Below are 19019 nucleotides of genomic sequence, written 5' to 3' on the forward strand. Positions count from 1 at the left end.
CGCGGATGGACCGTGCCAATGCTATAAGCGCTCGACGATTGGGGATGGGTTGAAATGCTGGAGAAGGCAGAGGGCGCTCAAGAGCCCATCAAGGTCGAGTTCGACAATTTCGAGCACGGTTTTCCGGAAGGCTTTGGCCCGGGCTGGTGGGGCACGCTCGCCTACTGGATCGGCATCGCCTTCGCGATCTTCCAGCTTTATGTCGCGGCCTTCAATTATCTGCCGAGCCAGGTGGTGCGCGGCGTCCATGTCGGCTTCCTCATTCTCCTCACCTTCGGCCTGATCGGCAACTTCACCGCCAAAAGCGATTTCGGCCGCGCGATCGGCTGGCTGATCGGCGGCATGGGCTTTCTGTGCGGGCTCTATCAATGGATCTTCTATGCGGATCTGATCGCACGTGACGGCGATCCGACGCGCCTCGATCTGGTGGTCGGCACGCTGCTCGCCGTCCTGATCTTCGAGGGCACGCGGCGGCTGATGGGCGCAGCGCTCCCGCTGATGTGCGGCGCCTGTCTCGTCTACTGGTTCTTCGGCCAGTATCTGCCGTCACCGCTCAACCATCGCGGCTATGATTTCGACCAGATCGTCACGCATCTGTCGTTCGGCACCGAAGGTTTTTACGGCGTGCCGATCTACGTCTCGGCGACCTACATCTTCCTGTTCATCCTGTTCGGCTCGTTCCTGGAGCGCGCCGGCATGATCCAGCTCTTCACCGACGTTTCTCTTGGGTTATTCGGCAGGACCCGCGGCGGCCCGGCCAAGGTCGCGGTGTTCGCCTCGGGCATGATGGGCACGATCTCCGGCTCCGGCGTCGCCAACGTCGTCACCGTCGGCCAGTTCACGATTCCGCTGATGATCAGGTTCGGCTATCGCCGCGCGTTCGCGGCCGGCGTCGAAGCGACAGCGTCGATGGGTGGGCAGATCATGCCGCCGGTGATGGGCGCGGTCGCCTTCATCATGGCAGAGACGCTCGGCGTCCAATATTCTGAGATCGTGAAGGCGGCCGCGATTCCCGCGATGCTCTATTTCGCCTCCGCCTTCTGGATGGTGCATCTGGAGGCCGGCAAGCACGGGCTCACCGGCATGAAGCGCTCGGAGATTCCGAGCGCCTGGAAGGCCCTGGTGACGCGCTGGTATCTCGTGCTGCCGCTCGCGGCGCTGGTCTACATGCTGTTCGAAGGTTTTACGCCGCTCTATGCCGGCAGCATGGGCCTCGCGCTCACAGTGGCGCTGATCCTTGGCACCGCCATCACGACAGGCGCGTCTTCGATGGCGATCCGCTATGTCTTCTGGATCGGGCTCGCGCTCGTCGTCGCGGCGCTCTCGCGCGACGGCCTTCAGATCGTGCCGGTCGCAGGCGTCGTCGTCGCGCTGATCGTGATCACTGCGTTCGTGCGTGGCGGATTTTCCGCCCTGCGCGCCTGCCGCGATGCCTTGGCTGAAAGCGCCAAATCCGCGATCACCGTCGGCATGGCCTGCGCCATCGTCGGGGTCATCATCGGCATGATGTCGCAGACCGGCGTCGGCACCATCTTCGGCGGCTGGGTGATCGGTCTCGGCGAGAAGAGCCTGTTCCTGGCGCTGATCATGACCATGCTGCTGTCGATCCTGCTCGGCACCGGCATCCCGACCATCCCGACCTACATCATCACGGCAGCGCTCGCGGCGCCCGCGTTGGCCAAACTGGGTGTGCCCCTGATCGCAAGCCACATGTTCGCGTTCTATTACGGCATCATGGCGGACCTCTCGCCGCCGGTGGCGCTGGCCGCGCTTGCCGCAGCACCGATCGCGAAGGAGAATCCGGACAAGATCGGCTGGGAGGCGATGCGCATCGCGCTCGCCGGCTACGTCATCCCCTTCATCTTCGTCTATTCGCCGGCGCTGATGCTGCAGGGCGGCGATCCCATGGCGGCCAAGCTCGGCTTCTACGGCGCGGTGGCATTGGCGACTGTCAAGGCGCTGGTGGCGATCGCGCTGTTCGGCATGGTCGCGATCGGATTCCTGTTCACGCGCCTGACGTTCCTCGAACGTTTGGTCGCGCTCGGTGCCGCGCTGTGCCTGCTCGGCGACTTCCCGTTCAGCGACACCGCGGGCTTCCTGCTCGCCGCTGCGATCGTGCTGTGGCAGTGGCGGCGGCGGCCGCCGGCGCCGGTCGAGGCGGTGTGAGCCTCTGCCTCGTCACAGCCTCAGGCCTGAAGGCGCTGGCGCTGTCCGCGTTCACACTGGTGTGGACGCATTCGATCGCGAAGGTCGACTGGCAGGAAGACTGGCGCGTCACCCCCGCCGGGCTCGAACTGGTGCAGGCACGCGTGAAGGGCACCGGCCCCGGCATGGAGCCGCCGCCCGAGGCGCGCCTCGTCGACGGCTGGTTTCAATGGAGGCCCGCGCGCGCGCCGATGCCGGAGGTCGTGCTGGGCAATTCGGACGCGGCTGGCGAATGGCGGCTATGCCATGACGGCAAGTGCCGGACGTTGTCCGAGATTGTCGGTCATCCCATTGGTGCTAACGTCACAAAGATGATCGTCTGCAAAGAACAATAATAAGGGAGACACGCGATGGGTCGGCTCAAGGGCAAGGTTGCGATGGTGGTGGGTGCCGGCTCGATCGGGCCTGGTTGGGGCAACGGCAAGGCCACCGCGGTCACCTTTGCCCGCCAGGGTGCGCAGGTGTTTTGCGTCGATCGCAACGGCGCGGCCGCCGAGGAGACCGCGAAGATCATCGCGGACGAAGGCGGCCAGGCGAGCGCGTTCACGGCCGACGTCTCGCATGCGCGCGAGGTCGAGGCGATGGTCGCGGCATGCCTCAAGGCCTACGGCCGCATCGACGTGCTCGACAACAATGTCGGCATCGCCGAGATGGGCAGCGTGGTCGAAGTGACCGAGGAAAGCTGGGACCGGGTCTTCAGCGTCAACCTCAAGAGCGCCTATTTCGCCATGAAGCACGTCATCCCCGTGATGGTGAAACAGGGCGGTGGCTCGATCATCAACATCTCCTCGATCGCTTCGATCCGCCACATGGGCATCTCCTACGTCACGTACGGCACCTCGAAGGCGGCGATGAACCAGATGACCCGCACCACCGCGATCGAGTTCGCGCGCCACCATGTCCGCGTCAACGCGATCCTGCCCGGCCTGATGAAGACGCCGATGGTGGAACATTCCGCAGGTCTTGCGAACAGCTATGCCAAGGGCGATGTTGAAGCGATGTGGCGGGCGCGCGATGCGCAAGTGCCGATGGGCCACATGGGCGACGCTTTCGACGTCGCCAACGCCGCGCTGTTCCTGGCCTCGGACGAAGCGAAATATGTGACGGGCATCGAGCTCGTGGTGGACGGCGGGATCACGTGCAAGGCGGGGGCCTAGGCGTCGTTCCGTGTTCGCCGTCGTCCTGGACAAGCGAGCGTAACGAGCGCTGATCTAGGACCCATAACCCCAGGGAGAAGTTTGACGAAGGCTGGCGGCTCCGGCTACTTCAACATTCGGCATTCGGGGTAATGGGTCCTGGCTTTCGCCAGGACGACATCATTGCGCCAGCGCCAGAATCCCGCCGGCGAATGAATGCCATGCCGCCGTTTCGCTGATCGGCCAGTTCAGCACCTTCACCGCCAGCAGCGCGAGCGTGCCGGTGATGTAGACTGGATGCACTCGGCCCGCGGTGCGCCAGTCGCGTACCATGGCGACGACGAGCAGCAGCGAAGCGACCATCGCGGGCGCGATGGTGACGGGCACCGGCGGCGGCCCTGGCGGTCCCGAAGGCGCGAGGAAAGTGAGAAACCAGCGCGCGATCGCGGCATCGAGGATGGAGACCGCCGCGAGCAGCATCAGGCGTTTGTGAATCTCCGGCTTTCGCGTGTTCATGATCGCGAGCACGAATACACCAGCGAAGAACGCGATCCCGCTCATCGGCACGATCGAGAAGGCGATGCCGGCCTCTTTCTGGCCGAGCGCCGCGGAATGCTGCATCACATGGACGGAGGCGAGGAAGCCGAAGATCGTCATCGCGGTCGCGAGCGAAACGCCGGCTATGCCGAGCGCACGGTGATTGACCATGCGGCCTGAGGCGGCGAGCCACGTCTGGATCACGAAATAGAGAGACCAGGTGAAGAACAACAGGCCGTGGAAATGAATGACGGGGCTTGCGGACAATGTCCGGTTCGCGAGCGGCACAAAATAGGTCGGTGCGAAGCCGAGAAAGGCGGTGGCCGCGCAGGCCAGTGCCATGTGGAGATAGAAATATCGTGCGGGCGACGCATCTCGCGCGCGCACACGACGGTCGTCGATCAGGGTCGTCATGAGGGATGAGTCTGGAGAGGCGGCGTTTGGTTCAAACCCCTAGCCACCTGTGCAGGGCGCTTGTCGGGATGACGAAATCTAACCCCCCGCGCTCAGTTCCGCGCGATCGAGCTCCTCCTCGATCCTGTGAAACGCGTCGTCACCGATCACCTCGGTGGCCCGGAGGTCGAAGATCGATTTTCGCGCGGCTTCGATGGCGCGGCGGCGCAGCGGATCGGCGGGCAATTCGCCGTTGGTGATGCCACCATGGGGATCGTCGTCGGCCTGCATCAGGATGGCACGATATTCGAGCCGCAGGATTTCGGCTTCCTCGGACGGATCGTCCTCGATCGCGTCGAGCGCCGCGCGATAGGCGACGGCGCGGGCGCGCGCGACCTCGATGCCGACGGGATTGTCGTCCTTGAGGCCGAACGCCAGGATCAGCGGCCGCAAGGTCAGGCCCTGCACGACCAGCGTGCCGAGCACGACCGCAAACGCCGAGAAGACGATGAAGTCACGATGCGGAAAGTTTTCCGGCAAGGCAAAGGCGGTGGCGAGCGTGACGAGGCCGCGCATGCCACACCAGGAGATGATGAGGCCGCCCTTGGCGGAGGCGACCTGCTTCGGATCCTTGGGGTGATAGATCCCGTGCGCCACCAGCGTGCGCAGCGTCGTGCGGTAGAGCGTGACCCAGGCCAACCGGACCAGGACCACGGTGAGCAGGATCCAGGCGGCGGCCAGGCAATAGTCCCAGCGCACGTCCGCGTCCAGCCGCGTCCAGATCGGTCGCATCTGCATGCCGATCAGCATGAACGCGAGCACGTTGAGCACGAACACCATCGTATCCCACACCGCGTAGGACGGCACCCGCAACCGCGCCGGCATGCGAGCGGGTGCAGCGCGTGCCATCGTGATGGCGTACACGACGATGGTGAGGATGCCGGAGAGGCCGAGATGTTCAGCGCCGATCCAGACCATGAAGGTAGTGGCGAATTGCATGATGATCGAACTGGGAGCCTCCGTGATCCGCACGATCACCAGTGGCATGACTCGCGCGGCGAGATAGCCGGCAACGACGCTGCCGACCAGGGCCAGAGCCATGGTTGGCGCGACCTGGCTCCATGCCAGATGCTCGGTGGCGGTCGCTCCGACGGCGATGCGATAGATCAAGAGCGCGGTCGCGTCGTTGAGCAGGCTCTCGCCTTCCAGGACCTTCACCATGCGGTGAGGCAGCTTCACCTGGCTCAGGATCGCGACCGCGGCGGCCGCGTCCGGCGGGGCCACGATGGCGCCGAGCGCAACCGCGGCGGCCCAGGGCATATCAGGCATCAGCCGGTGCGCGACGTAGGCCACAGCGGCCGTGGTCAAGCCGACCGCGGCGACGACGAGGGTGGAGACCGGAACCCAATTGTTGCGGAGATCGCGCAGCGAGGTGTCGAAGGCGGCATCGAGCAGGACCGGTGCGACAAAAAGAGCCAACGCCAGGTCGGGCTCCAGCGTCCAGGACGGGCTCGACGGCACAAAGGCGATCAGTGCGCCCCCGATTGCGAGAAAGGTCGGGTAGGGGACCTTGATCCGCCGCGCCAGCGCCGATAATGCAACGGCGCCGAGCAGAAGCACGATGATCCATTCGAATGTCGACACGTTGATCCCCGAACCCGATTTGAGCGGCGCCACAAGCTAGCACCAATCCGGTCGTATGATGGATGGTGCAGCCCCAAGGCAAGACCTCAAGGCGGACCTTAACTCAAGACTTTCCAACTGTGGCGAGCATGCGTTTTCTCATTCAATGGTCCGGCGCCGGGTTGCTCTTTGCGCTCTCGTTCGTTGCGGCTCATGCTGCGACCGGCGGCGAGCCGGCCGCGGTGCCGCAGGTCGACATCGCGCCGTGCCTCGCGGCTGCCGCAGCCGACGACATCGACAAGGCCGCCACGGCCTGCGCCGCCGTGATCGACAACGAGAAGACGGCGAAAGGGGACCTGATCAAGGCGCTGATCGCGCGCGGCGGGCTTTATGCGCGGCACGACCAAGTCGACCGCGCGATCGCCGACGACAGCCGCGCGCTGGAGCTCGATTCCGGTCTCGCCGATATCTTCAACGCGCGGGGCGAACTCTGGCTAAGGAAGGGCGACAAGCCCAAGGCGGTGCAGGATTTCGGTGCGGCGTTGAAAATCGATCCGAACCACGAGAAGGCCAAGCCCAATCACAAGGCGATGGCGCGCGAGATCGAGCGGATCGGCGCGCAGATGGCAGTCGCGGGCAAGCCCAGTTTCATTTGCAAGGGTGTGCGCCGTCCCGTCGAGAAGGCGATCTGCGCCAACCGCGAGCTCGCAGATCTCGACCGCGAGATCTTTGCCGCCAACGCGCGCGTGTTGCGCGAAGCCCGCAATGCAGGCGAAGCGAAGGCGCTTCAACGCGAGCAGGACGATTTCATCGCCGGCCGCAACGCCGGGTTCGGCCGGCCGGGGTACGATTTGAAGAAGGCGATGCAGGAGCGGCTGCAGCGGCTCAACGGGGTGGACGGGTATTGAGGCTCCTCGTCTCGCTCGTAAGAGCGGGACGAAGGAGGGAAGGGATCGGTGCGCCGCTGGCACGCCTCGATTTGAACCGATTCTTTGGCTGCCGCGACAATGGTGAAAGCCTGATGTCCCGGAGCCCTATGCCATGTGCGGCACGCATCCTTCCGCGCAAATGCTCTCGTTTGCAAAAATCTCGTTTCGCTCGCTCCTGCTCAGCGCGGCAATGAGCGTCGTTCTCGTCGCCCCTGCTTCGGCCGGCGTCGATTGCGTAATCGGGAGCAAGGCCGCTCCGGCTGAGCTGATCCCGGCCTGCAGCGCCATCATCGACCAGGCCTCGAATCCATCCCTCGATCGCGCCGCGGCATTGCTGGTGCGCGCCGACGCCAATGCGCGAACCTCGGGCGCCCTCACGCAGGCGCTGCGAGATATCGATCGCGCCATCGCACTCGATGGCAAGAACGCAAAAGCCTGGCGCCTGCGCGGTGATCTCCTGCGCGAGGCCGGCGGCGATCTCAACCGCGCCGCGGCGGACCTCAGCAAGGCCATCGAGCTCGATCCGCAGGATTCGGAATCTTACGAGCTGCGCGGCGTCGTCTACACCAACCAGCACCGGCTCGACCGCGCGCTTGCCGATTACGACCAGGCGATCAGGCTGAAGCCTGACAATGCACAGGCCTGGTCCGACCGCGGCGTGACCTATTATCTCGGCGGCGACAACGAGAAGGCGATCCGCGATCTCAGCGAGGCGTTGCGCCTCGATCCGAACCGGCCGCGCAGCTACACCAATCGTGGCGCCGCCTACAAGAAGCTCGGCCAGCTCGACAAGTCGGTTGCCGACGACGGCGAGGCGATCCGGCTCGATCCGAAAGTGCCCGAATATTACGACAATCGCGGGCTGGCGCTGGCCGCGATGGGGGAGTACGACAAGGCGATTGCCGATTACGATCAGGCGCTCCGGCTGGCACCGCGGCCGAATTTCTTCACAAACCGCGGCGATTCCTACCACCTGAAGGGCGAGCTTGGCGCGGCGCTGAGCGATTACGAGGCCGCGCTGAAACTCGATCCGAATTTCGCGCTGACCTACAACAACCGCGCCGTGCTCTACAAGAAGATGGGCGAGCGCAAGAAGGCGCTGGCCGACTACGAGACCGCGCTGCGGCTCGATCCCGGCAACGACAATGCGGCCGGCGGCCGCCGAACCATGATCGCGGAGATCGCGAAATTCGGCGGCGAGCCGCTGCGGCCGCTCGCGGCGAATTCCGGCAATGGCCCGTCGTTCGATTGTGCCACCGCGAAGCGCGAGGTCGAGAAGGTGATTTGTGCCGATCCGCAGCTGGGGGTGCTCGATCGCCAGATCGCCGAGACCTACGAGCGCGTGCTGAAATCGGCCGGGTCCCGCTTCGCCGGCGGCCTCCGTCGCACCCAGCGCGATTTCCTCACCACCCGCAATACGAGCTTCGGCCGCCCCGGCTATGATCTCAGGAAGGTCATGCAGGAGCGGCTGCAGCGGCTGAATGCGATGGATAGCTGAGCATTGTTCTTTTCAGCTTGAACCGCGGCCCGTTCCCGGGAAAATACCCCTCAAACAAGGCCGGTACTTGATCCCTGTCATGGCGGGACGTCTGTCCTGCAACAAGGTCAAGGCCAGGCGAATAAGGGAACGGGAGCGCGGGAATGAACGTCCGAGGAAACATCGACGGAAAAAGTCTCTATCACGAGGTTTATGCGCGCTCGCTGGCTGACCCCAAGGGCTTTTGGGCCGAGGTGGCCAAGGAGATCGACTGGATCGAGCCACCGAAAAAGATCTTCGATCCCTCGCAAGGCGTCTACGGCCGCTGGTTCAGCGGTGGCGTCGTCAACACCTGCTACAACGCGCTTGACCGTCAGGTCGAACGCGGCCGCGCCGACCAGGTCGCGCTGATCCATGATTCGCCGCTGGCAAATAGCGTCACCAAATTCACCTACGCCGAACTGCTGGCCGAAGTGCAGGCGCTTGCCGCCATCATGCAGGATTTTGGTGTCGCCAAGGGCGATCGCGTCATCCTGTATATGCCGATGGTCCCCGAGGCCGTCGTCGCGATGCTCGCCTGCGCGCGCATTGGCGCGGTGCACTCCGTGGTGTTCGGTGGCTTTGCCGCGAAAGAGCTCGCCACCCGCATCGACGATGCGCAGCCAAAGTTGATTCTGTCGGCGAGTTGCGGCATCGAGCCCGGCCGGATCGTGCAGTACAAGCCGCTGCTCGACGAGGCGATCAGGCTTGCGGGGGCAAAGCCGAAGGCCTGCATCGTGCTGCAACGTCCGCAGCTCGTCTGCGCCCTCACGCCCGGCCGCGACTATGATTGGGCGGGCCTGCGCCGCAAGGCGATGAACGACGGCAAGAAGGCGCCTTGTGTGCCCGTCGCCGCTACCGATCCGCTCTACATCCTCTATACGTCAGGCACGACCGGCATTCCCAAGGGTGTCGTGCGCGACAATGGCGGCCATCTCGTCGCGGTGAAATGGTCCATGTTCAACCTTTATGGCGTCAAGCCGGGCGAGGTCTGGTGGTGCGGCTCCGACATCGGCTGGGTGGTCGGCCACAGCTACATCGTCTACGGCCCGCTGCTGCATGGCGCGACCTCGATCATGTATGAGGGCAAGCCGGTCGGCACGCCCGATGCCGGCGCGTTCTGGCGCGTGATCAGCGAGCACAAGGCCGTCGCCTTCTTTACTGCGCCGACCGCGTTCCGCGCGATCCGGAAAGAAGATCCGGAAGGAAAATTCATCCGGCAATACGACCTCTCGACGTTCCGCACGCTGTTCCTGGCCGGCGAGCGCGCCGATCCGCCGACGGTGGAATGGGCGGAGCAGCAGTTGAAAGTGCCTGTGATCGACCATTGGTGGCAGACCGAAACCGGCTGGTGCATCGCCGGCAATCCGGTTGGCTTAGGTCAGCTGCCGGTGAAGCACGGGTCGCCGACGGTGCCGATGCCGGGCTATCAGGTCGACGTGGTCGACGAAGCGGCAAAGCCGGTCGGTCCGAACACCATGGGTTCGATCGTCATCAAGCTTCCGATGCCGCCGGGCTGTCTGCCGACGCTGTGGAATCAGGACGAACGGTTCAAGGAAGCCTATCTCACCGAATTCCCCGGCTACTACAAAACGTCGGATGCCGGCTACAAGGACGACGACGGCTATGTCTTCGTCATGGGCCGCACCGACGACATCATCAACGTCGCCGGCCATCGGCTCTCCACCGGCGGCATGGAGGAGATCCTGGCTTCGCATCCCGATGTCGCTGAATGCGCCGTGCTCGGCGTCAAGGACGCGATCAAGGGCGAGGTGCCCTGCGGCTTCCTGGTGCTCAAGGCGGGTGTGAAACGGGCCCCGGCCGAGATCGAGAAGGAGATCGTCGCGCTGGTGCGCGACAAGCTCGGTCCCGTTGCCGCGTTCAAGCTCGCCATCACCGTCGGCCGCCTGCCCAAGACGCGATCCGGAAAGATCTTGCGCGGCACGATCAAGAAGATCGCAGATGGTGAAGCTTGGACCATGCCGGCGACGATCGAGGACCCCAAGGTGCTGGACGAGATCGGCGATGCGCTGAAGGGGCGGGTGTGAGGTTTGCAATGGGGCTTGAATAGGCCGCATTTTTCCGCTCAATCCTCATCCTGAGGACCTGGCGCGCGTCTCGAAGGATGAAAGGCCCCGCTGCGGCAGCTTGGCCTGCATGGTTCGAGACGCCCGCTGCGCGGGCTCCTCACCATGAGGATGAAGGGCCTGCCATGAATTCGAAGCCGTTTCTAGCGATTGCATTTGCGGGCCTCATTCTCTCCGCCTGCTCCGCGCGCTACCAGACGCCGGTGGCGATGGGCGGCGATGATGACGACGCGGTCTGCCAGAGCCGCGGCTATGCGGCCGGATCGCCCGAATACGTGGCGTGCCGCAAGGACCGCGACGTCCAGCGCAGTTCCGCGACCACCCGCGCCGACCGCCGCCAGCGCGACCTCGGCGAATACATGCTGAACCATCCGGACCGGCCATAAAGGCTGCGCTGCGCCGCTGCGCTCGCAATGACGAGGTTGCTGAAGCTTCTTGCGTCAGACTAAAAACGCGGCGAGTTTCCCCGCCGCGTTTGCATTCGATGACGACTGAAGTGGAAGGATTACTCCTCCTCCTGGTCCTGCTTCTTGCCGCCGAGCGTCTTCAGCTTGGCGAACACAGCATCGACGTTGAGATCGTCGCTGGACCTCTCCGCGGGTTCGTACTCGTCCTTCTTGGTGGTTTCTGAGGCCGGCAGCAAAGTGGCGCCGCCATAGGCTGCGTCGATCGGCTTTTCCTTCGCCGCGCGCGCGACCTCGAAATCGAGCTCGATCTGCGAGCAGAGGCCGAGGGTGACGGGATCGATCGGCGTCAGCTGGGAGGTGTTCCAGTGGGTGCGATCGCGGACACTCGCGATCGTACTCTTGGTCGTGCCGACCAGGCGCATGATCTGGGCGTCCTTGAGCTCGGGATGGTTGCGCAGCAGCCAGAGGATGGCGCTCGGGCGTTCGTGGCGGCGCGAGACCGGGGTGTAGCGCGGGCCCTTGCGCTTGGGCTGCGGCGGCAGCACCACCTTGCTCTCCTGGAGGCGGAGCCGGTAGTCCGGGTTGTTCTCGCCCTTCTCGATTTCCTCGCGGGTCAGCTGGCCATTGGAAAGGGGATCCATGCCCTTGATGCCCTGGGCGGCGTCGCCATCGGCGATCGCGCGCACCTCGAGGGGGTGCATTTTGGTGAAATCGGCGACCTGATCGAAGGTCAGCGCGGTATTGTCGAGCAGCCAGACGGCGGTCGCCTTGGGCATCAGAGGTGCGTTGCTCATGGCAAATCTCCTTTGTGCTTCGCCCACCCCTTTGGAGGCGAAACCGGTGGTCATCAGCGATGACTGGGAATTCGCGCTATATAAGCCCGGAGGGGCTAGCCACGCAATGGTTCTGCTATAGATAGTGCCTTGACAGCGCCCGAAAGGGGGCCCAATTCCCTCTGAAGTCTCTGTAAGACCGTACCCAAGCCCTGTTCATCCATCGACCGCTTCCCGCCCATTTGGCGAGGTGATTCGGTCCCGAGATCGCTCAATGTCAGCCAAACCAGACCTCAAGATCGTGCTTTGTTCTCCCCGTGGCTTCTGCGCCGGGGTGGTCCGGGCGATCGACACCGTGGAACGGGCGCTCGATAAATACGGCGCCCCCGTCTATGTTCGCCACGAGATTGTGCACAATAAATACGTCGTCGATGGGTTGAAGAAGAAGGGCGCGATCTTCGTCGAGGAACTCGCCGAGATCCCGGAAAACACCACCGCGCCGGTGGTGTTCTCGGCCCATGGCGTGCCGAAATCGGTCCCGGCCGACGCCACCTCCCGCAATTTGTTCTCGCTGGATGCGACCTGCCCCCTGGTCACCAAGGTGCACCGCGAGGCCGCGATCCATTTCAAGCGCGGCCGCGAGATCTTCCTGATCGGGCATTCCCATCATCCGGAGGTGGTGGGCACGCTCGGCCAGCTCCCGACCGGCGCCGTGACCCTGATCGAGACTGCCGAGGACGCCAAGACCATCGCCCCGAAGGACCCGAACAACCTCGCCTTCGTGACCCAGACCACGTTGTCGATCGACGACACCGCGGAGATCGTGGCGCTCCTGAAGGAACGCTTCCCGAACATCAACGGGCCGCACAAGGAAGACATCTGCTACGCCACCACCAACCGCCAGCTCGCGGTGAAGAAGGTGGCGCCGGTGGTCGACGCCCTGATCGTGGTCGGTGCGCCGAACTCGTCGAACTCGCAGCGCCTGCGCGAAGTCGCCGAACGCGAGGGTTGCCCGATCGCCGTGCTGGCGCAGCGCGCCACCGAAATCGACTGGAAGCGGTTCGAGAACATCACCAGCCTCGGCATCACCGCGGGTGCCTCGGCACCGGAAGTGATCGTCGAGGAGATCATGGACGCGTTCGCCGAGCGCTTCACGCTGCATGTGGAGACGGTCTCGGCCGCGGAAGAGAACGAGTTCTTCCCGCTGCCGCGCCAGGTGCGCCCCGAAGCCGCCGCCGAGTAGACGTTCATGGCGGTCTACACCGACGTTGCCGCCGACGAGCTTGCGGACTTCCTCAACCAATACGATCTCGGCGAGTTGCTCTCCTACAAGGGCATCGCCGAGGGCGTCGAAAATTCCAACTTCCTGCTGCATACGACCAAGGGGTCGTTCATCCTCACGCTCTATGAGAAGCGCGTGGCGAAGAACGATCTGCCGTTCTTCCTCGCGCTGATGACGCATCTTGCCGAGCACGGCGTCAACTGCCCGCTGCCGGTGAAGGGAACGGACGGCGAGGCGTTGCGCGAGCTGTCGGGCCGGTCGGCCGCGATCATCACCTTTCTCGAAGGCGTCTGGCCGCGCAAGCCGAACGCGGTCCATTGCGCCGGCGTTGGCGAGGGGCTCGCCAGGATGCATCTGGCCGGCGCGAATTTCGCGATCAGGCGTGCGAACGCGCTGTCGGTCCCGGGCTGGCGGCCGCTGTTCGATGCCGCATCACACCGGGCCGACGAGGTGCAGCCCGGCCTGCGCGCGTTCCTGAGCCAAGAGCTCGACTACCTCGAGAGCGGGGTCTGGCCGACGCTTCTGCCCGAAGGCGTGATCCACGCCGACCTCTTCAACGACAACGTCTTCTTTCTCGGCGACAAGTTGTCAGGGATCATCGACTTCACTTTCGCCTGCAATGACTGGCTCGCCTATGATGTCGCGATCTGCCTCAACGCCTGGTGCTTCGAGCCGGATCATTCCTTCAACGTCACCAAGGCGCGGGCCTTCCTCAATGCCTATGGCCGCGTGCGAAAGCTGTCCGAGCCGGAAGAGGCAGCGCTGCCGCTGCTCGCGCGCGGCGCTGCGATGCGCTTCCTGCTGACGCGGCTGGTCGACTGGCTCAACGTTCCGCCCGGCGCGCTGGTTCGGCCGAAGGATCCGCTGGAATATGTCCGCAAGCTGCGCTTCCACCAGAGCGTTTCCAGCGTGCGCGACTACGGGCTGATGCCGTCGGGGCTGGTGGCGTGAGCGAGCTTCCGATTGTCACGATCTACACCGACGGCGCCTGCTCGGGAAATCCGGGGCCCGGCGGCTGGGGCGCGATCCTGAAGTTCGGCGACAAGGAAAAAGAACTGAACGGTGGTGAGCGCCACACCACCAATAACCAGATGGAATTGATGGCGGCGATCTCCGCGTTGGAAGCGCTGAAGAAGCCGTGCACGGTCGATCTCTATACCGACAGCCAATATGTCCGTCAGGGCATTACCGGCTGGATCCACGGCTGGAAGCGCAACGGCTGGCGCACCGCCGACAAGAAGCCGGTGAAGAATGTCGAGCTATGGCAGCGCCTGGATGCCGCGCTGAAGGCCCATGACGTGCGGTGGCACTGGGTCAAAGGTCACGCAGGCCATCCCGAGAACGAACGCGCCGACCAGCTCGCGCGCGACGGGATCGTGAAGGCGCGGTTGCAGCAGAGGCTGGCGGAGTAGGCGCGCGGTCGGCGCTCCTTCCTCATGCTCCGCCGTCATCGCCCGGCTTGACCGGGCGATCCAGTACGCAGCGGCCTCTCGATTCAACAACAACTGCTCTGGAATACTGAATGCCCCGCTTTCGCGGGGCATGACAGAGTCGTTTGTGGCTGAAAGCGGCGTCTAAAGCTTACAGCTGCCCGAGCAGCGTATCGCCGCCGGACACCTCGACCTTGCCGGGCATCGCCTCGAGGTTCAGCTTCTTGACCACGCCGTCCTCGACCAGCATCGAATAGCGCTTGGAGCGGATGCCGAGACCGTTGCCGGAGGCGTCGAGCTCCATGCCGATCGCCTTGGTGAAGTCGGCATTGCCGTCGGCGAGGAAGATGGCCTCGTCGCGCTGGTCGGTATCGCGCTTCCAGGCGTTCATGACGAAGGCGTCGTTGACGGAGACGATGGCGATGGTGTCGACGCCCTTGTCCTTCAGGGCGTAGGCGTTGAGGAAAATGCTCGGCAGATGCATCTTGTGGCAGGTGCCCGTATAGGCGCCGGGCACCGCGAACAGCGCCACTTTCTTGCCCTTGAAGATGTCGTCGGTGGTCTTCACCTGCGGGCCTTCGGCCGTCATCACGCGGAATTTCGCCTCGGGCAGTTTGTCGCCAGTCTGGATCGCCATCGTCAGTCTCCCTGAAAATCGGTCCCGCTTTTTAGACCGTGCGGCGGCGCTGCACAATGTTGCCGGTAGGGCAGGCGGTGAGGGCGGGACCCTTCACCGTTATGTCATCAGCCGGCGAACCCGCCGCCGTCGAGGAAGGCCTGCTCGTCCGGGGTGGTGTCGCGGCCGAGCAGATGGTTGCGGTGGGGGAAGCGGCCAAACCGCCGGATGATGTCGGCGTGCTCACGCGCGTATTTCAGATTTTCGGCATTGTCGGTGTTTTGAAACAGCGCGACGCAGTGCAATTGGTCGGGCAGGTGCTCGGAATGCATGAAGGGCAAATAGAGGAATTCGAGCAGGACCGGATCGATCCTTTGATCTGCGCCCCGCGCAATGGCGCGGCGGGCGACGTCGCGCGCCAGCGCATCGCTGGCAAAGGCCTGCGACGTGCCGCGAAACATGTTGCGCGGAAACTGGTCGAGCACGATGACGAGCGCGAGTGCGCCCTCATCGGTCGCCTCCCATGACGAGAGTTCGCCGGCGACCGCCTTCTGCCACAGCGCGAGAAAGCGGCGCCTGATCTCCGCGTCGAATGCGTCGTTGCGCTCGTACCAGGCATCGCGGCCGGCCTCGCGCCAGAAGGCGAGGATGCCGGCCGGACTGATGTTGCCGTCGTCGGTCATGAACGAAAGAGGCGCTTACGCCGCCTCCGCCTTCTTCTCGTCGCGCAGCTGCCGCCGCAGGATCTTGCCGACATTGGTCTTCGGCAGGTCGGTGCGGAATTCGATGTGCTTGGGCACCTTGTAGCCCGTCAGCTGCTCCTGGCAGAACTTGACCAGGGCCTCCGCCGTGAGGTTCGGGTCCTTCTTGACCACGAACGCCTTCACCGCCTCCCCCGACTTGGAATCGGGAATGCCGATGACGGCGCATTCGAGCACCCCGGGGTTGCTCGCGATCACTTCCTCGATCTCGTTCGGATAGACGTTGAAGCCGGAGACCAGGATCATGTCCTTCTTGCGGTCCACGATCTTGGTGTAGCCCTTCTCGTCCATGATGCCGATGTCGCCGGTGCGGAAATAGCCGTCCGCGGTCATCACCTTGGCCGTCTCCTCCGGCCTGTTCCAGTAGCCCGACATCACCTGCGGGCCCTTGGCGCAGATCTCGCCGGGCTGGCCGAGCGGCATCTCGTTGCCGTCGTCGTCGCGGATCGAGATCCAGGTCGAGGGCACGGGGATGCCGATAGTGCCGTTGAACTCCGGATTGGTCGTGGTGTTGCAGGTCAGCGTCGGAGATGTCTCCGACAGGCCGTAGCCTTCGGCGATGGAGCAGCCCGTGATGGCCTTCCACTGCTCGGCGACGGGGCGCTGCACCGCCATGCCGCCACCGTTCGAGATCTTCAGCTTGGAGAAGTCGAGCTTTTTGAAGTCGGGATGATGCATCAGGCCGTTGTAGAGCGTGTTCACGGCAGGGAAGTTGTTGACCTGGTACTTCGCCAATTCCTTGATGAAGCCCGGGATGTCGCGCGGATTGGGGATCAGGAGATTGCAGCCGCCGGCGCGCACCGCGAGAAGGTAGCAGGCTGTCAGCGCGAAGATGTGATAGAGCGGCAGCGCGCAAACGACCATGAGTTGATCGACATGCGGCGGCGCGGCCATCGCCGGCTGCAGCCAGGCGTCGTTCTGCAGGACGTTGGCGACGATGTTGCGATGAAGCAGGGTGGCGCCCTTGGACACGCCGGTGGTGCCGCCGGTATATTGCAGGAAGGCGACGTCGCCGGGTGACAGCTTCGGCTTGTTGAAGGCCAGAGAGCGGCCGGCGGAGATCGCGTCGTTGAAGGACACCGCGCCCGGCAGCGACCATGCCGGCACCATCTTCTTGACGCGGCGGACGACCAGATTGACGATCACTCCCTTGAAGCCGAGCAGGTCGCCCATGCTGCCGACGATGACGTGCTTGACTTGCGTCTTGGCGATCACCTGCTCGACGGTGTGGGCGAAGTTCTCGAGCACGATGATGGCTTCGGCGCCGGAATCCTTGAGCTGGTGCTCGAGCTCGCGCGGCGTGTAGAGCGGATTGACATTGACCACCGCGAAACCGGCGCGCAGCACGGCTGCGGTCGCGACCGGATATTGCAGCACGTTCGGCATCATGATCGCGACGCGGGCGCCGCGTTGCAGGCCGCGCCCTTGCAGATAGGACGCCATCGCCAGCGACATCTGGTCGAGGTCGCGATAGCTGATCGACTTGTCCATGCAGATGAACGCCTTGCGGTCGGCGAACTTGGCGAAGCTCTCCTCCAGGAGGTCGACCAGCGATGAATATTGCGTCGGCTCGATATCGGCGGGGACGCCGGGCGGATATTGCTTAAGCCAGATGCGCTCCATGGAAACTCCCCTCATTGACCAGAGCCCGTTGTGTCTCGGGCTTGCCTCGTTGCCGTCAGTATCGAGCCTGCCGGAACGGGTGGCAAGCGGTCGAGGCTTAGGACAAACGTCAGGGAGTGGCTACCGGAATCCTTGCAAATGGCGCTGCCGCAACTGCGAAGTGCGGCGCGGTCTCGCCTCGCGTCGGCTGTTAACTGTTGTTGGCGGGCTTGGCGGGCTTGGTCGCGGCCTTGGGCTTGGCGGGCTTGGCCGCCTCGCCGCTCACCGCAGGCTTTGCCACCGCATCGGGCTTGGCTGCGGCATGCTTGGTACCGGCCGGCTTAGCTGCGGACTTGCCGTCGGCCGGCTTTGCGGCCGCCGCCGTCTTGGCATCGGGCTTCGCCGCCGCCGTCTTGGCATCCTTCGGCTTGTCTGCCGCGTCGGGCTTTTTGGCGACGCGCGACTTCTTGCCACGCGGCTTTGGCGTGGCCTGCTGGTCGGCATCGGCCGCGACCGCCGCGATCAGGGCGGTCCCGGTGCGGGTCGGACCGGTATACACCAGCACGGGCTCGGCCGCCGCCGGGGCCGAGGCCATCAGCTCGGAGGCCTTCATCAGAGGCGGCTGAAGCCCGGCCGTGAAGAAGGTGACTTGGGCTTCGCCGCCGGTGGCCGAGGCGGACCCGGACGTGCCGCCATTGGCCGCGATCAGCGCGTCGTCATCGTCGCTGGCCGGCCGCTTGCGATGGCCGCCGCACATGTCGTCACGCAGGTTCGGCGGCGAGGCGTCGACCGGGACCAGCTTGTCAACGGTGCCGAGCGAGGGGCGGAGCCAGGTGAGATTATCTTGCGAGAAGCCGCGCTCCAGCAGCTGCGCCGCCTTCACCGCGCGCGCGGTCCCGGAGTTGGCGCCCAGCACGACGGCGATCAGCCGGCGGCCGTTGCGGGTGGCCGACGCGACGAGATTGTAGCCGGAGGCGCAGATGAAGCCGGTCTTGAAACCGTCGGCGCCGGGATAGCGGCCGATCAGCTTGTTGAAATTGCCGGTGACGCGCTTGCCGAAGCGGATTGCCGGAATGTGCACGAAGTACTCGTACTCGGGCAGGTCGCGCAGGAACGAGCGCGCGAGAATGCCAAGATCCCGCGCGGAGGTGATCTGTCCGTCGGCGGGCAGGCCGTTCGGATTGACGTAGCTCGTCTGCGTCATGCCGAGCTTCTGCGCCGTGTCGTTCATCAGCGCCGAGAAACCATCGATCGAACCGCCAACGCCTTCGGCGAGCACGACGGCCATGTCGTTCGCCGATTTCACCATCATCATCTTGAGCGCGTTGTCGACGGTAAGCTGCGTTCCCGGGCGAAAGCCCATCTTCGAGGGCGACTGCGAGGCTGCCGTCGGCGAAACCGTGAGCAGTGTGTCGAGTGTGAGCTTGCCGTCCTTGACCGCCTTCAGCGTCACATAGGCGGTCATGATCTTGGTGACGGAAGCCGGATACCAGGGAATGGTCGCGTTCTCCGCCTGCAGCACCTTGCCGCTATCGGCCTCGATCAGGAGCAGCGCTTCGGCGCTCGCCGCGCGCGGCGCGAGCAACGCGGCACACGCGAGTGCCGCGGCGAACAGGTTGAACAGGGATTGACGAAGCAGCGGGCGAAGAGCGTGCACTATCCGATTCCGGTCCTTGGAGACCCGCCGGTTCCGGTCGGCTCTCGTGATCTGATGTTCGGTTC

Annotated in this window: 17 protein-coding genes; 10 read left to right on the forward strand and 7 right to left on the reverse strand. The window is 64.5% G+C overall.

Annotated elements, in window-relative coordinates:
- Positions 1–54 precede the first annotated feature (54 nt).
- From IVB13_RS25610 to IVB13_RS25620, 3 genes are read left to right on the forward strand one after another with little or no spacing between them, the layout of a single operon-like run.
- A complete protein-coding gene (locus IVB13_RS25610; RefSeq protein ID WP_018453127.1) occupies positions 55–2166 on the forward strand; it encodes a TRAP transporter permease in 2112 nt (703 codons plus the stop codon).
- The gene (locus tag IVB13_RS25615; protein ID WP_198293337.1) at positions 2163–2540 is read left to right on the forward strand and encodes a DUF1850 domain-containing protein; all 378 of its coding nucleotides are present in this window, start codon (positions 2163–2165) and stop codon (positions 2538–2540) included. Before IVB13_RS25610 ends, IVB13_RS25615 begins: the two co-directional genes overlap by 4 nt.
- 15 nt (positions 2541–2555) lie before the next feature.
- The gene (locus IVB13_RS25620) at positions 2556–3362 is read left to right on the forward strand and encodes a glucose 1-dehydrogenase (protein WP_204512522.1); all 807 of its coding nucleotides are present in this window, start codon (positions 2556–2558) and stop codon (positions 3360–3362) included.
- Between the two features lie 159 nt (positions 3363–3521).
- Here IVB13_RS25620 and IVB13_RS25625 read toward each other — a convergent pair whose 3' ends face one another.
- Both IVB13_RS25625 and IVB13_RS25630 read right to left on the reverse strand, forming a co-directional pair.
- Positions 3522–4292 (reverse strand): hypothetical protein, encoded by a 771-nt coding sequence (locus tag IVB13_RS25625; protein ID WP_018453130.1) that lies wholly within the window; start codon positions 4290–4292, stop codon positions 3522–3524.
- Between the two features lie 78 nt (positions 4293–4370).
- The gene (locus IVB13_RS25630; RefSeq protein ID WP_018453131.1) at positions 4371–5948 is read right to left on the reverse strand and encodes a sodium:proton antiporter; all 1578 of its coding nucleotides are present in this window, start codon (positions 5946–5948) and stop codon (positions 4371–4373) included.
- Positions 5949–6043: 95 nt separating this feature from the next.
- Here IVB13_RS25630 and IVB13_RS25635 point away from each other — a divergent pair, with 95 nt between their 5' ends.
- The 4 genes from IVB13_RS25635 (at position 6044) to IVB13_RS25650 (ending at position 10812) form a co-directional block, all read left to right on the forward strand.
- Positions 6044–6802, forward strand: coding sequence for a tetratricopeptide repeat protein (locus tag IVB13_RS25635; protein WP_018453132.1), 759 nt, complete (start codon positions 6044–6046; stop codon positions 6800–6802).
- Positions 6803–6935: 133 nt separating this feature from the next.
- Positions 6936–8321, forward strand: a complete 1386-nt coding sequence (locus tag IVB13_RS25640) for a tetratricopeptide repeat protein (protein ID WP_018453133.1) — start codon at positions 6936–6938, stop codon at positions 8319–8321.
- Between the two features lie 143 nt (positions 8322–8464).
- Positions 8465–10387 carry a propionyl-CoA synthetase gene (locus IVB13_RS25645; protein ID WP_018453134.1) on the forward strand — a complete coding sequence of 641 codons (1923 nt, stop codon included), beginning with the start codon at positions 8465–8467 and terminating at the stop codon, positions 10385–10387.
- 164 nt (positions 10388–10551) lie between these two features.
- Positions 10552–10812 (forward strand): hypothetical protein, encoded by a 261-nt coding sequence (locus IVB13_RS25650; protein ID WP_018453135.1) that lies wholly within the window; start codon positions 10552–10554, stop codon positions 10810–10812.
- 119 nt (positions 10813–10931) lie between these two features.
- Here the strand turns inward: IVB13_RS25650 and IVB13_RS25655 are convergent, their stop codons facing one another.
- Positions 10932–11627: a cell cycle transcriptional regulator TrcR gene (locus IVB13_RS25655; RefSeq protein ID WP_007597507.1), complete on the reverse strand. Its 696-nt coding sequence runs from the start codon at positions 11625–11627 to the stop codon at positions 10932–10934.
- Positions 11628–11880: 253 nt separating this feature from the next.
- Between IVB13_RS25655 and ispH the strand changes: the two genes are divergently transcribed.
- Genes ispH through rnhA form a run of 3 tightly spaced genes read left to right on the forward strand, consistent with a single transcriptional unit; the run spans position 11881 to position 14300 of the window.
- Positions 11881–12849, forward strand: a complete 969-nt coding sequence (ispH, locus tag IVB13_RS25660; RefSeq protein WP_007597506.1) for a 4-hydroxy-3-methylbut-2-enyl diphosphate reductase — start codon at positions 11881–11883, stop codon at positions 12847–12849.
- Positions 12850–12855: 6 nt separating this feature from the next.
- Positions 12856–13839: a homoserine kinase gene (locus IVB13_RS25665; protein ID WP_018453137.1), complete on the forward strand. Its 984-nt coding sequence runs from the start codon at positions 12856–12858 to the stop codon at positions 13837–13839.
- Positions 13836–14300 carry a ribonuclease HI gene (gene rnhA, locus IVB13_RS25670; RefSeq protein ID WP_018453138.1) on the forward strand — a complete coding sequence of 155 codons (465 nt, stop codon included), beginning with the start codon at positions 13836–13838 and terminating at the stop codon, positions 14298–14300. Before IVB13_RS25665 ends, rnhA begins: the two co-directional genes overlap by 4 nt.
- 169 nt (positions 14301–14469) lie before the next feature.
- On the opposite strand, the gene IVB13_RS25675 is transcribed toward rnhA, so the two are convergent.
- From IVB13_RS25675 to IVB13_RS25690, 4 genes are all read right to left on the reverse strand, one after another.
- Entirely contained in the window at positions 14470–14955 is a 486-nt protein-coding gene (locus tag IVB13_RS25675) for a peroxiredoxin (protein ID WP_018453139.1), read from the reverse strand.
- 107 nt (positions 14956–15062) lie between these two features.
- Positions 15063–15617, reverse strand: a complete 555-nt coding sequence (locus IVB13_RS25680) for a DUF924 family protein (protein WP_018453140.1) — start codon at positions 15615–15617, stop codon at positions 15063–15065.
- 15 nt (positions 15618–15632) lie between these two features.
- Entirely contained in the window at positions 15633–17318 is a 1686-nt protein-coding gene (locus tag IVB13_RS25685) for a long-chain fatty acid--CoA ligase (protein WP_018453141.1), read from the reverse strand.
- A 190-nt stretch (positions 17319–17508) separates the two neighbouring features.
- A complete protein-coding gene (locus tag IVB13_RS25690; RefSeq protein ID WP_085361117.1) occupies positions 17509–18954 on the reverse strand; it encodes a D-alanyl-D-alanine carboxypeptidase family protein in 1446 nt (481 codons plus the stop codon).
- Positions 18955–19019 lie beyond the last annotated feature (65 nt).

Source organism: Bradyrhizobium sp. 17 (assembly GCF_023073515.1).
GTDB classification, from domain to species: domain Bacteria; phylum Pseudomonadota; class Alphaproteobacteria; order Rhizobiales; family Xanthobacteraceae; genus Bradyrhizobium; species Bradyrhizobium canariense_D.